Source organism: Acinetobacter sp. Root1280 (assembly GCF_001425285.1).
GTDB classification, from domain to species: domain Bacteria; phylum Pseudomonadota; class Gammaproteobacteria; order Pseudomonadales; family Moraxellaceae; genus Acinetobacter; species Acinetobacter guillouiae.
Genome location: NZ_LMED01000012.1, coordinates 626,800 through 640,849 on the forward strand (window position 1 = coordinate 626,800; position 14,050 = coordinate 640,849).

At 39.4% G+C, this 14,050-nt stretch carries 12 protein-coding genes and 3 rRNA genes; 6 read left to right on the top strand and 9 right to left on the bottom strand.

Going from position 1 to position 14,050, the window contains the following annotated elements; genetic code table 11:
* The first annotated feature begins 266 nt into the window (after positions 1-266).
* Entirely contained in the window at positions 267-818 is a 552-nt protein-coding gene (locus ASC84_RS12810; protein WP_056515239.1) for a DUF2062 domain-containing protein, read from the top strand.
* 27 nt (positions 819-845) lie between these two features.
* Here ASC84_RS12810 and ASC84_RS12815 read toward each other — a convergent pair whose 3' ends face one another.
* On the bottom strand, positions 846-1,724 hold the full coding sequence (locus tag ASC84_RS12815) for a 5'-methylthioadenosine/S-adenosylhomocysteine nucleosidase (protein ID WP_056515242.1): 879 nt from the start codon (positions 1,722-1,724) through the stop codon (positions 846-848).
* A 346-nt stretch (positions 1,725-2,070) separates the two neighbouring features.
* Positions 2,071-3,321: an iron-sulfur cluster carrier protein ApbC gene (gene apbC / locus ASC84_RS12820; protein ID WP_056515245.1), complete on the bottom strand. Its 1,251-nt coding sequence runs from the start codon at positions 3,319-3,321 to the stop codon at positions 2,071-2,073.
* Positions 3,322-3,642: 321 nt separating this feature from the next.
* On the opposite strand from apbC, the gene ASC84_RS12825 reads away from it, so the two are divergent.
* Positions 3,643-3,942, top strand: coding sequence for a hypothetical protein (locus ASC84_RS12825; protein ID WP_056515248.1), 300 nt, complete (start codon positions 3,643-3,645; stop codon positions 3,940-3,942).
* A gap of 48 nt (positions 3,943-3,990) precedes the next feature.
* On the opposite strand, the gene ASC84_RS12830 is transcribed toward ASC84_RS12825, so the two are convergent.
* Positions 3,991-4,179, bottom strand: coding sequence for a hypothetical protein (locus tag ASC84_RS12830; protein ID WP_004723829.1), 189 nt, complete (start codon positions 4,177-4,179; stop codon positions 3,991-3,993).
* Positions 4,180-4,371: 192 nt separating this feature from the next.
* Between ASC84_RS12830 and ASC84_RS12835 the strand changes: the two genes are divergently transcribed.
* On the top strand, positions 4,372-4,590 hold the full coding sequence (locus ASC84_RS12835; RefSeq protein WP_056515251.1) for a DUF6500 family protein: 219 nt from the start codon (positions 4,372-4,374) through the stop codon (positions 4,588-4,590).
* 4 nt (positions 4,591-4,594) lie between these two features.
* Here ASC84_RS12835 and ASC84_RS12840 read toward each other — a convergent pair whose 3' ends face one another.
* The 3 genes from ASC84_RS12840 to ASC84_RS12850 form a co-directional block, all read right to left on the bottom strand.
* Positions 4,595-4,897: a putative quinol monooxygenase gene (locus ASC84_RS12840; RefSeq protein WP_056515254.1), complete on the bottom strand. Its 303-nt coding sequence runs from the start codon at positions 4,895-4,897 to the stop codon at positions 4,595-4,597.
* Between the two features lie 50 nt (positions 4,898-4,947).
* Positions 4,948-5,442, bottom strand: coding sequence for a hypothetical protein (locus tag ASC84_RS12845; RefSeq protein WP_056515257.1), 495 nt, complete (start codon positions 5,440-5,442; stop codon positions 4,948-4,950).
* Between the two features lie 102 nt (positions 5,443-5,544).
* Positions 5,545-6,345 carry a hypothetical protein gene (locus tag ASC84_RS12850; RefSeq protein WP_056515260.1) on the bottom strand — a complete coding sequence of 267 codons (801 nt, stop codon included), beginning with the start codon at positions 6,343-6,345 and terminating at the stop codon, positions 5,545-5,547.
* Between the two features lie 180 nt (positions 6,346-6,525).
* On the opposite strand from ASC84_RS12850, the gene metG reads away from it, so the two are divergent.
* From metG to ASC84_RS12865, 3 genes are all read left to right on the top strand, one after another.
* Positions 6,526-8,580: a methionine--tRNA ligase gene (gene metG / locus ASC84_RS12855; RefSeq protein WP_056515264.1), complete on the top strand. Its 2,055-nt coding sequence runs from the start codon at positions 6,526-6,528 to the stop codon at positions 8,578-8,580.
* Positions 8,581-8,702: 122 nt separating this feature from the next.
* Complete coding sequence (locus tag ASC84_RS12860; protein ID WP_056515267.1) at positions 8,703-9,176, top strand: hypothetical protein; 474 nt, start codon at positions 8,703-8,705, stop codon at positions 9,174-9,176.
* 142 nt (positions 9,177-9,318) lie between these two features.
* Positions 9,319-10,296, top strand: coding sequence for an MBL fold metallo-hydrolase (locus tag ASC84_RS12865; RefSeq protein WP_056515271.1), 978 nt, complete (start codon positions 9,319-9,321; stop codon positions 10,294-10,296).
* A 156-nt stretch (positions 10,297-10,452) separates the two neighbouring features.
* Here ASC84_RS12865 and rrf (ASC84_RS12870) read toward each other — a convergent pair.
* From rrf (ASC84_RS12870) to ASC84_RS12880, 3 genes are all read right to left on the bottom strand, one after another.
* Positions 10,453-10,567, bottom strand: a 5S ribosomal RNA gene (gene rrf, locus ASC84_RS12870).
* A gap of 25 nt (positions 10,568-10,592) precedes the next feature.
* Positions 10,593-10,707, bottom strand: a 5S ribosomal RNA gene (gene rrf / locus ASC84_RS12875).
* Positions 10,708-10,874: 167 nt separating this feature from the next.
* A 23S ribosomal RNA gene (locus ASC84_RS12880) occupies positions 10,875-13,765 on the bottom strand.
* Between the last annotated feature and the right edge of the window lie 285 nt (positions 13,766-14,050).

A 14,050-nucleotide genomic window follows, 5' to 3' on the forward strand; every position in this document is an offset into this window, starting at 1 on the left:
CAAAATCAAACTTTAAAATCAATAATAATACCTTTTAAATCAGTAAGTTTATTCCCAAATAGCACACTGATTATCGGTAAAATAACAAGTAGTTCCGTTACAGACAGTCTTAGGCATGAATCAAGGGCTTTTTAAGTAAATTTTCAGTTTTATTGACTATTCTTTATCCATATTTCTCTCTTACTCATTAGGTTTTTTGTCAGGAAGGTTGTCGTTTTTATCTACATTGATGCACAATAGTTACCTTTCTTGCATTTTCTACTTTTATGGCAAAGCATTTTTTTCAGTCTTGGCTCCCTAGTCCAGAGCGAGTCAACAATTTGAAATTCATGAAGATTTTTGGCGATAAAGCCTTAAGTCCTCAGCTTTGGTATGTCAATCGAAAATCGATTTCTAAAGCAATGTTTATTGGTACCTTTTGGGGCATCTTGCCTATCCCATTCCACACCTTATTAATTATTTTTTCAGTTTTATTCTTTGAAGCAAACTTACCGATTGGTTTAATTTTAGCCTGGATCATGAATCCCTTAACCATTGTACCAATTTTGATTTTTGCCTTTTGGATTGGTTCCAAAATTTATCATGTACATATGATCAATAAGGAAATGTTACTCGGTGTTTTCCATCAAATCATTCATTGGATCAAAAACTTTGGCCATGGGCATATTGATTTTAGCCTAGCCAAAATTCTTGCTACAGGTTTATTTATTGAAGCATTTGTATTTGCATCGCTACTCTTTATTGCGACACGTATTTACTGGCGTTGGAGCGTGATTAAAAAGTGGAATAGCCGTAAAAAACAGCCCAAAACTCTCTAAGCAAACTCCAACTTATTTTGATAAAAATTACTTTAAAGCTGCTTGTTTAGCTTTCATATATTCAACAACCACATCTAAAACATAATGCTGGCATGCTTCTCCAGTACCTGGATCATATGCGCCCCCGTTGGTAATATTGTTCGATAAAATACGAACACCAAGGAACGGTACTCTATATTGGCTGGCAATTTGTGCCACAGATGCCGCCTCCATTTCCTCTACAGAAGTGCCATAATTTTTATGGAAAAATGCAATTCGGTCCAATTCATTGTTCCAAACATCGGCTGAACCAATAGTACCTTCAACCACACGGCCCTTGCTATAATTGGTTTTTGCACGCTGTGCTGCCAATAACAGATCTTTATCTGCTTCAAATTTACGAATCGCAATCGGTTCAGGATCAGACTCATCCGTAGGCAGCACATCAAAAGCTTCTGTCCATTCAAGAGAATTCGAACCCTCTCCAACCGCTTTTTTAGGTGTTCTAAATGCACCAATATTGGTGGTGTAACGACCTAAAACAATATCATAGACATTAAGATCAGGATCATGTCCACCTGATGTTCCTTGGTTAATAATCGCGATGGGTTTATAACGTTCAATCGCAATTGCTGTTGCGGCAGCAGAGTTGCTCATTCCCATTCTTGTTTTAGAGATAATCACCGGATAACCCTGATAGGTTCCTTTCCAAAACGTCCAACCACCGAACGTTTCGACTGTAGAATTGCTTAGTTTTGAGGCCATTTGCTCAGACTCTACAGGTAAAGCACCTTGAATGATGATGGGTTGTAATGATTTCTGTGTAGTTGAATTAGAACTGGTTTTATCTGAATCACTATCGTTACATGCAGCCAAGAACATCGAACTACAGACTCCCAAAGCACATAAGATTTTTTTTAATAGCATGGTCTACTCAATGGTTTAAATAAGAAATTATACCTAAGCAATGAATATACCAGTTGATCAATTTTCTATATTTTTATATAGATATTAAAGCGAAGGTCTTTTAAATTTTATTTTTGAATTAAGAATAACTTTAATTAACTTAGCATAGCCTGTTCATCAACCCTATTTGTACCATACCCTTCATATTTAACAGAAATTATTTGAATTTCTTTGGGATACTAAAAATGGGCAGTACCTATAAAACATTATTATCGAGTAAGTTTAAATATTTCATTGATCCATTCTCAAATATCCTCTCTTTAATTCAATTGCTAAAATAAAGAGAGGGCGCTTGAGAGGTCAATTCTTAGAAAATTCTATGTGGATCTTTTTCGGCTTTAGGTAAAGCTTGTGCGATTTTTTCAGCAATAGCCATATAGTTTTCTGCAGCAACATCTCCTGCAATCACAGAAGGTTTACCAGCATCAGCATTTTCACGAATTTGAACATTTAAAGGCAATCGACCCAGCAACGGAATATTATATTGCTCAGACAATTGATCTCCGCCACCAGTACCAAAAATTTGTTCTTCATGACCACAGTTTGAGCAAATATGCGTCGACATATTTTCTACCACACCCATAACTGGAATATGCACTTTATTAAACAATTCAATCCCTTTCACTGCATCCATCAAGGCTACATTCTGTGGTGTCGTCACAATCACAGCGCCAGTGACAGGAATACGCTGGGCAAGGGTTAATTGAATATCACCTGTACCAGGTGGCATATCGATAACCAGAACATCTAAATCAGGCCATAGCGCTTGATTAAACAGTTGCATCAATGCACCTGTGGCTTTTGCACCACGCCAAGCAACTGGTGTATTTTCTTTCCCAATCAAATGACCGATCGAAAGTACCGCCATGCCATAAGCTTCTAATGGTACAAAATTTTCACCTTCTATCTTAGGTGTTTGTCCAGCATTACCCAGCATTGTTGGAATACTTGGACCATAGATATCAGCATCCAAAACCCCGACTTTTAAGCCTAATTTGTGTAAAGCCAATGCGATATTTACTGTGGTGGTTGATTTACCCACACCACCTTTACCCGATGATATGAGGATCACATTTTGAATTCGAGGGTGCTTCGGAATATCTCGTTGTTGTGGTACTGCTTTTTGAATCGGCGGATTATTAGGGTCTTCTTGTGTATTTGCCATTTTAGCAGAAGCATCGACAACTGGAGGAAGATTAGGATGTTGCTCTTTTGGCTTTGAAGCGCAACTATGCCCTGCTTTTCCATGCTGATCATTGCCACAACTCGAATCATGTTGAATTTTTTGTTGAATCACATGCAAATTCAACTCTTGAATACCGCACTTCTCCAATGCATCGGCGAGATCATCATGAATTTTTTGTAAATGATCTGACTCTTCAGGATAAGTATTAATTGTTAGTTGTAATACTCGGCCTACAACATTCACTTGAGTAATACGATCTTTTAAGACATTTGAATTTGGCAAAATATAGTTTTGCAAAACAGATTGGACTTCTTCCTCTTTCACCTCCTGCGCAGGAGAAAAAACTGATTTAAGCGAAGAAAGCCACGACATAGATTTGCTCCAAATTTGCAAATACAATAAATACTGAGAACAGATAGTTTAACTGTAAATTGACCTGAGGTTAAGCAAACTTCTATTCAGCTTTTTGAATGTTGTTATTAATCCTATTGATTTAGTTGGTTTAGCATCCAAAATAATCTATTCAATCATTTTATCTCATTGTTCAGAATGAACTTTTAGTTTTTGCGATTTAGATTTCTATGACAAACGCCTTCTTAATAATTCCCATACAAATACTGGATAAAAAATAGCTATAGTCACGTTGGGTAAATAACAACTTTGTGTGGTTTTTGACAATAATAAGGTAGGTCTATGAAGTCTCTATTATTTTTAGTTTTTTCTGTAATCATTTCGAGTTCAGCTGTTGCTGGAACCTCTACAACTGCGGTGCGTACATCTTCAGGGCAATTGGTTTCTGTAGGTGATAGTTTAACGGAAATGTCGACACGTATTGGCCAATCTCCAATTTCAATGAACACTTATGAACGTAAAGAAGGTAAAACGACGGTTACCGTATCCAACTATATCTATGAGATTGAGAATGTAACTTATACTTTTACGGTGGTGAATAATCAGATTCGTGAAATTGAGTGGATTCGTAAAGAACCTTAATTAAAAAGTATCACTGAACAGCGTGGCGCTGTTCAGTGATTGTTCAAATTACTTTTCATCATCTTTTTTGTGCTTCAAATCATTTACAGCTTGCTCACCTTTAAGCAGTGTTTCTTTTGCTTTATGTTTGAGGTCATCTGCAACCTTTTCAGCACCTAATTTTGCTTCTTTGGCTTTTAACTTCACATCATCAATTACTTCAGAAGCTTTGTTTTTTAAATCGTCTAAATTTGTCATGATTTTCTTCCTATTTAATTAAGTCTCACCCTAGTTATAACAACTGAAACTCCATAAAATGTAAAAAGATGCATTTCTTTAACAATTCATACACAGTTTGTAGCGATGTGTTTTTTTGTTTCAAAATGAATAAAATAGCCTATTCTGATTGATTGAAAATCATTGAATCAAAACAAATACCGAGTCTATTTAATGCAACAGTTAATGAAAGAAAAAATTATCCGAGTCTGTAATGATAAAATTGCCAAAAAGGGAGATGATGTTGGTTTATCTTTTTATGCATTCTTTGCCAATAAAAATGACGATCCAGAAACCCTAATGCAAGTGGCAGAATGGTGGATTAAAACCCATCAGCTTGATCATTTTGAAAAGGCAATCAAGATTAAGAAAATGATTGAAGATGAATGCTAAATATTCATTTTTTAAACAATTCATCATAATGCTGCATATGGGTAAAAATTCCGTCTTGTCTTCTATGTTGATCAATTTGCGGGACTAAATCCTGAAAATGGGAGGATTGAACATGGGCATCTAAAGCAGCTCGATCCACCCATTCCTCAATAAATACAAAATGCCCTGTATTGCGTAAATCATGATATAAATCATAGGCAATACAGCCCGCTTCTCGTTTAGTTTGCTCAACTAATTGTTGATATAAAGGTAAAACTAAATCAATTTTATCCACTTGGATAAAGTCTTCGGCAATCAGTTTAAGCATAGGTAATTTCTTATTGATATCGAAGTTCGAACATAACATGAAACGCAAATTTAAACCCAATGATGTACTTGTTTTCTAAACATATTCTGCGCATTAAATTTTCTGCATAAAATGAAGTAAACTGCATTTCCGAGAACTAGACCGATACAAAACGGGAGCAATAACAGTAAATAAACGAAGATTAAATAACTCAATGCCTCGATAAAGCTAGATAGAGCACCATCTAAACATAAAACTAACAATAAAAAACTTAACATCATGATAAAGATCAAAGTTATAGATTTTATAATCTGTGTTGTTTCGATGATTTTTTGAGGTACTTTAAATACTTTAAAAATAACTGTGTAACTAAAAAACCCGACCAGCAGTAAAAATGGAGTTAAATACAATACAACTTCCATGCCTCGGCTTGAAGTTCGTTCAGAAGCTGAAATAAATAAATCGCCCTGATAAAAATATAGAAAAAGACAAAATGGCACAACTAAACTGAGAACAGCCCCTAAACTTGCAAATGCTGAAGCAACAAATACATACCAAGACCGCATGATTTTCTCCTTCTTCGATCTTGGTGTTAGTTTCTAAAATTAAAATGTAGCGTGTTTGATTAGGATGTGAAGTTTAGGTGAAGAATCATCACGATTGGAACTTTATGATCGGACATTTCCCATAAAACTGACTGCCGCAAATAGCCAAATAAACAATACGAAACTGCGACCCCGATTAAAATGATTCAAATCCGTACCATGTAGAATATTATGCCGTGTCATACTCACCGTTGAACTACTATCCATCTTATAAGCAGCCAACTCTAAAAAATAATGATTCAATTCATTGGCAATTTTAGCTTTATGCCACAAACTTTTAATCTCATGACCTTTTAACCCAGGAACGATTTTATAGACATCAATAAACTTGGTGTCCTGTTGTTTTAAATAACCATTTTGAACTAAAACAGCCGTTAACAAACCTTCCAATTGAGCATAAAGCAATGGAATACATCCTGCATACAACTCTAATTGATAGAGTTTAAAGCTTTGTTCTAACACAGCTTGGTATTGTGGCTTCTGCTCACCCAGCGCTAATTGATCAAAAGCTTTAAACATCTCAGACTGAAAAAACGCATTATTGATCACATCTAAAAGATTAAACTGAGCAATATCTTCAGCTTCGTGTATCAATTGCCAAAAATGCAATAGATTGAGAGCGTCATTGGCAATTTTAGCCCCTACAGGCTGATCCAATTGATTGGCTAAAACTTCAAAATAAGGCTCTTCTTGAGCAAACCCATTGAGTGTTTCAATAAGATACTGATGTTCATCTTCAGAAATTTCTTCAAAATAGCGTTCAGCTTGTTTCAGAATATTTTTTTCAATCAGATTTTTACTATTTTGATTTTGTGGAATACGGGTTACAGGCTGGTCATCATCAAAATATTCATCATCAATCATAGATTTATTACTCTTGGGAAATACACGAATACGTCATTCTATAATAATGAATTGGCAGATATAAGAATATGCGTAAAAATCTACATTTGAAAAGAATTCACCTATTCTGTTGTGCATCTTCATAGCAATTACGCTAAAATCAATGCCCTTGCATTAACTTTGAGAAAGAGAGTTATATCCGTGCGAAATATTTTAGTCACTAACGCCCTTCCATACGCAAATGGTCCTATTCATATGGGTCACCTACTCGGCTACATCCAAGCAGATATCTGGGTTCGTGCCATGCGTGCAATGGGTCATGAAGTGACTTATGTCTGCGCGGATGATGCACACGGGACAGCAATCATGCTCCGTGCAGAAGCCAATGGGATTAGTCCAGAAGCACAAATTGCCAATGTGCAAAAAGAGCATATTCGTGATTTTGATGGCTTTGGCGTACATTTCGATCACTATGATTCAACCAATAGCGATGAAAATAAAGCACGCTCGGAAGAAATCTATATTAAAAACCGTGAGGCAGGCAATATTGCGATTCGTCCTGTTACTCAGTTGTTTGATCCTGAAAAAAGCATGTTCTTGTCAGACCGTTTCATTAAAGGGACCTGCCCAAAATGTAAATCAGAAGATCAGTATGGCGACTCATGCGAAGTGTGCGGTACGACCTATAATGCGACAGAGCTATTAAATCCACGCTCAACATTAAGTGGTGCGACACCTGTTGAAAAATCATCAGATCATTATTTCTTTAAACTCCCAAACTTTGCCGAATACTTGCAAAAATGGACGCGTGATGAAGGACGTTTACCTGTTTCGATCGCAAATAAGTTGGATGAATGGTTTGAAAATGGTCTAAACGATTGGGATATCTCTCGTGATGCACCTTATTTCGGCTTTGAAATTCCAGATGCACCAAATAAATATTTCTATGTTTGGGTTGATGCCCCGATTGGTTATATGTCAAGTTTTGAAAATTACATCAAAACGAAACGCCCAGAATTAAGCTTTGACGACTATTGGAAAAAAGATTCTAAAAATGAGGTGTATCACTTCATTGGTAAAGACATTGTATATTTCCATGCGTTGTTCTGGCCTGCGATGTTAGAAGGTGCAAATTACCGCACCCCTACAGGTCTATTCGTAAATGGTTTCTTGACTGTAAATGGTCAAAAAATGTCAAAATCGCGTGGGACATTTATTAAAGCTGAAACCTATTTACAGCACTTAAATCCTGAGTATTTACGTTATTACTTTGCTTCTAAACTCTCTGATAAAGTTGAAGATTCTGATTTGAATCTTGATGACTTTGTACAAAAAGTAAATTCAGATTTAGTAGGAAAAGTTGTGAATATTGCCAGTCGTTGTGCAAAATTCATTAACAGCAATTTTAACAATAGCTTGTCTGCAACATGTGCTGAACCTGAGCTGGTTCAAAGTTTCATTGATGCGGGTGATTCAATTGCTCAATCTTATGAAGCGCGTGAGTTTTCAACCGCTATACGTGAAATCATGGCACTTGCTGATCGTGCAAATCAGTATATTGATGAGAAAAAACCATGGGCTTTGGCAAAACAAGAAGGTCAGGAACAACAAGTTCATGATGTCTGTTCTGTTGGGATCAACCTATTCCGCCAATTGGCTGTTTACTTGGCACCAGTACTGCCAACTTTGGCAACACAAGTTCAAGACTTCTTAAAACTTGAAAGTTTTGATTTTGCTTCAGGAAAAACGGTTTTAGTTGCGCATGAAATTGCTCAATTCCAGCCATTGATGCAACGTGTTGATCCAAAAGCAGTTGCTGCAATGGTCGATGCATCAAAAGAATCTTTAGCTGCTGCAACACCAGCAAAAGCAGAAAAGAAAACTGAAAAAAACAAAGAGAAAAAGCCTGAAGCCAAAGTGGGTGAAGCAGAAATCATTACGATTGATGACTTTATCAAAGTCGACTTGCGTGTTGCTGAAGTCTTAGAAGCTACAACAGTAGAAGGTTCTGATAAGCTGCTTCAATTGACTCTAAATGTCGGTGAAGCTGAACCACGTAATGTATTCAGTGGGATCCGTGAGTTCTACAAACCTGAAGACTTAACTGGCAAATTGGTGGTTATGGTTGCAAACCTTGCGCCGCGTAAAATGCGTTTTGGTATTTCAAATGGTATGGTGCTTGCTGCTGGAAATGGTGATGGTGTTTGGGTGATTTCACCTGAATCTGGTGCGAAACCAGGTGATAAAGTTTCTTAATTATTGATTATCTCATCCTAGACGATCATAAATCACTAAAAGGCTTCTTCGGAAGTCTTTTTTTATGCTAATGTTTTACTACACTATCATTATAAAAATGAAAAAAAGGGGCTAGCCTCAATATGGATATGTCAAAAAATAACAAAAGAAAAATATCTGCATTTATCCTCTGTGGTCCATTCATCGGTACATTTATTATCGCAATCACATTTCACAGTGAAATTATTTTTTATAATCCAATGCGGTTTTTAAAAGGACTCATTACACCATCTATTATATTTCCAATGATCGCTGCATTCATCTTGATTACTCCATTTGGTTATCTCCTAGGGTGCATTCCAGCCATCATTACCAATCTCTTATTTAAACACTTTTTTGCAAGTAAATTAGCGTTAGCCTCTTGGCGTTATAGTTTGATCTATGGGTGTCTTTTAGGCTTTATGCTAGCCCCTTTTATTCTAATCATCGCTATAGTCACGCCTTCCCCTTTATTCAGTTTTCTTTACCTCCAGTTTGTCCTTATACTACCAACAACGCTGATTTGTACTTTTATTGAATGGAAAAGAGCCAGAAATCGTCAGGATATAAATGAATGACCTCACATAGCTGATTCGATCATTGTGCATATTAATAAAAAATTCGCTTACAAAAGTAGATTTTTTTTCATATATAAAAAGCGTAATACTGAATGAATCCATGTTAAAAAATAATTCGTTAAATTAATTCTGATCAAATCCAATGAAAAAAACCACCTTATCATTATCAGTCCTTTTATTCGGCTTATTCCCTCTTACATCACAAGCAGAAGTCACCAAAACATTACCGATCATTGAACAACAAGCACAAGTAGCAGGGTTTTACCAACATCAGCTGGGCAATACACAAATTACCGCCTTGCTAGATGGCACCAACTTTATGTCTCCCACACTATTTAAAGATATTTCACAGGATAAGGTTCAAGAAATTTTAAAGAAATATCATGCAGATCAAGCCAAAGGTGTACAAACATCGGTGAATGCATTTTTAGTTAACACAGGTAAATCACTGGTTTTGGTGGATAGCGGTACTGCAGATTGTTTCGGTGCGCATCTTGGCTCTGTATTAAAAAACCTCAAAGCTTCAGGTCATCAACCTGAACAAGTCAATACGATTTTACTGACACATTTACACCCTGATCATTCCTGTGGTGTCAGTAAAAATGGCATAACAAACTACCCAAATGCCACCATCTATGTCTCTGAAGATGAAGCAAATTATTGGCTGAATCCGAAACAGGCTGAAAAAATAGCACAAGATAAACGAGCCAATTACTTAGCAACTGTAGAAAAGATCAAAGCCGCCCTTGCACCCTATCAAGCTAAAAAACAGTTTAAGACTTTTAAACTGGGGGACAACATCAACGGATTTGAAGTGATCAACACAGCAGGTCATACCCCGGGACATTTTAGTTACAAACTAAAAACAACGGGTGAAGATATTGTTTTTATTGGAGATATTGTCCACTCTCATACAGTACAATTCGATAAACCAGAAACAGCAATAGAATATGATATTGACCCGAAAACAGCTGTTCAAACCCGATTAAAGCAGTTTGCAGATTATGCCAAACATGGACAGACCATTGCAGCGCCACATTTGCCATTCCCAGGCATTGGACATATTTACTCAGCAGATGGGAAGAGCTATCAATGGATTCCTGTTCATTTTAAAGATTAATGATTTTATTGTTTAAGTAGAATCTTTTTAATGGTCTTTAAAAGCTCCTGCTAAGGCTAGAGCTTTTATTTTGCTTCTTAATTTCTTATCTTTTTCTTTCATCTGGGCATAAAAAAACACCCCGCTCGCTAGAGATCGGGGTGTTTTAGATTTAAAAGCTGGCGATGACTTACTCTCACATGGGTAACCCCACACTACCATCAGCGCTAAGAGGTTTCACTTCTGAGTTCGGGAAGGGATCAGGTGGTTCGCTCTTGCTATTGTCGCCAGCAAACTGAGCTGGCGATGGATTTAAAAGCTGGCGATGACTTACTCTCACATGGGTAACCCCACACTACCATCAGCGCTAAGAGGTTTCACTTCTGAGTTCGGGAAGGGATCAGGTGGTTCACTCTTGCTATTGTCGCCAGCAAACTGTTATGGACTTGTTCGGGTCTTATTTAAATGCCTTACTTCGTACCAAATGAGTTTAACAGAACATTTGAGTTGAATAGTTTAACTAGCTTTACAACTAAATCAAGTATGTTTGATCTTTTATGAATCAAATGATGCTTCATATACAACTGCTTGGGTGTTGTATAGTCAAGCCTCACGAGCAATTAGTATTGGTCAGCTTCATGCGTCACCGCACTTCCACATCCAACCTATCAACGTCGTAGTCTTCAACGGCTCTTTAGAGGACATAAAGTCCTAGGGAAATCTTATCTTGAGGTAGGCTTCCCGCTTAGATGCTTTCAGCGGTTATCCCTTCCGAACATAGCTACCCGGCGATGCGACTGGCGTCACAACCGGTACACCAGAGGTTCGTCCACTCTGGTCCTCTCGTACTAGGAGCAGATCCTCTCAAATTTCCAACGCCCACGGTAGATAGGGACCGAACTGTCTCACGACGTTCTAAACCCAGCTCGCGTACCTCTTTAAATGGCGAACAGCCATACCCTTGGGACCTGCTTCAGCCCCAGGATGAGATGAGCCGACATCGAGGTGCCAAACACCGCCGTCGATATGAACTCTTGGGCGGTATCAGCCTGTTATCCCCAGAGTACCTTTTATCCGTTGAGCGATGGCCCTTCCATACAGAACCACCGGATCACTAAGACCTACTTTCGTACCTGCTCGACTTGTGGGTCTCGCAGTTAAGCGCGCTTTTGCCTTTATACTCTACGCGTGATTTCCGACCACGCTGAGCGCACCTTCGTACTCCTCCGTTACTCTTTAGGAGGAGACCGCCCCAGTCAAACTACCCACCAGACATGGTCCTCGTCCCGGATAACGGGACAGAGTTAGAACCTCAATATTACCAGGGTGGTATTTCAAGGATGGCTCCATAGCAACTGGCGTCACTACTTCAAAGCCTCCCACCTATCCTACACAAGTAAGATCAAAGTTCAATGTCAAGCTGCAGTAAAGGTTCACGGGGTCTTTCCGTCTAGCCGCGGGTACACCGCATCTTCACGGCGATTTCGATTTCACTGAGCCTCTGCTGGAGACAGCGCCCCCATCATTATGCCATTCGTGCAGGTCGGAACTTACCCGACAAGGAATTTCGCTACCTTAGGACCGTTATAGTTACGGCCGCCGTTTACTGGGGCTTCGATCAAGAGCTTCGCTTACGCTAACCCCATCAATTAACCTTCCAGCACCGGGCAGGCATCACACCCTATACGTCCACTTTCGTGTTTGCAGAGTGCTATGTTTTTAATAAACAGTTGCAGGGGCCTGGTTTCTGTGGCTGCCAATAGCTCAAGGAGCAAGTCCTATCACCGTCAGCAGCGTACCTTCTCCCGAAGTTACGGTACCATTTTGCCTAGTTCCTTCAGCAGAGTTCTCTCAAGCGCTTTGGTCTACTCGACCTGACCACCTGTGTCGGTTTAGGGTACGATTCCTGTGTAACTGAAGCTTAGAGACTTTTCCTGGAAGCATAGTATCAGCCACTTCGCTAGTAAACTAGCTTGCTATCAGCTCTCAGCATAGAGCACCCCGGATTTGCCTAAGATGCATGCCTACTGCCTTTCACCTGGACAACCAACGCCAGGCTGACTTAACTTTCTCCGTCCTCTCATCGCATTACACAGAAGTATTGGAATATTAACCAATTTCCCATCGACTACGCCTCTCGGCCTCGCCTTAGGGGTCGACTCACCCAGCCCCGATTAACGTTGGACTGGAACCCTTGGTCTTTCAGCGAACGGGTTTTTCACCCGTTTTGTCGTTACTCACGTCAGCATTCGCACTTCTGATACCTCCAGCATACTTCTCAATACACCTTCATCGGCTTACAGAACGCTCCCCTACCACGTATACATAGTATACATCCGCAGCTTCGGCATATAGTTTTAGCCCCGTTACATCTTCCGCGCAGGCCGACTCGACTAGTGAGCTATTACGCTTTCTTTAAAGGGTGGCTGCTTCTAAGCCAACCTCCTAGCTGTCTATGCCTTCCCACATCGTTTCCCACTTAACTATAATTTGGGGGCCTTAGCTGGCGGTCTGGATTGTTTTCCTCTTGACTACGGACGTTAGCACCCGCAGTCTGTCTCCCGGATAGTACTCATAGGTATTCGGAGTTTGCATCGGTTTGGTAAGTCGGGATGACCCCCTAGCCGAAACAGTGCTCTACCCCCTATGGTATTCGTCCGAGGCGCTACCTAAATAGCTTTCGGGGAGAACCAGCTATCACCGAGTTTGATTAGCCTTTCACCCCTATCCACAAGTCATCCCCTGGCTTTTCAACGACAGTGGGTTCGGTCCTCCAGTTAGTGTTACCCAACCTTCAACCTGCTCATGGATAGATCACCCGGTTTCGGGTCTATACCCAGCAACTAAACGCCCTATTAAGACTCGATTTCTCTACGGCTCCCCTATACGGTTAACCTTGCTACTGAATATAAGTCGCTGACCCATTATACAAAAGGTACGCAGTCACCGAACAAGTCGGCTCCCACTGCTTGTATGCATGCGGTTTCAGGATCTATTTCACTCCCCTCACAGGGGTTCTTTTCGCCTTTCCCTCACGGTACTGGTTCACTATCGGTCAGTCAGGAGTATTTAGCCTTGGAGGATGGTCCCCCCATATTCAGACAAGGTTTCACGTGCCTCGCCCTACTCGTCATCATTATATGTGCCCTTTCGTGTACGGGACTATCACCCTCTACGGTAGCACTTCCCAGAGCTTTCCGCTAAAACACATATAACTTAATGGGCTGATCCCCGTTCGCTCGCCGCTACTGAGGGAATCTCAATTGATTTCTTTTCCTAAGGGTACTGAGATGTTTCACTTCCCCTCGTTCGCCTCGCATGACTATGTATTCATCATGCGATACCTACCTTATGGTAAGTGGGTTTCCCCATTCAGAAATCTCCGGATCACAGGATATTTGCCGCCTCCCCGAAGCTTATCGCAGGCTATTACGTCTTTCATCGCCTCTGACTGCCAAGGCATCCACCACATGCACTTAATTACTTGACTATACAACCCCAAACAGTCGTTAATCCCTACAAGGAGGATCAACAATGTGGACTTAACCACTTCTATTTGTTGCCTGTGAACTTAATCACCATACAGCTTCAATTTAATTCATATACCAAAACGCTTGATTCAGTTTTATCGCTAGTGCTCATTTCACTCAACATTAACAATTGCTTGCTAACATCAACTAAAACGAGTTTAAACAATTATTTCAACTCAAATATATTCTGTTAATGATTCACTACCGCCTCGTCAGCGAGTAGTTAACTGTGATAAATCACAGAT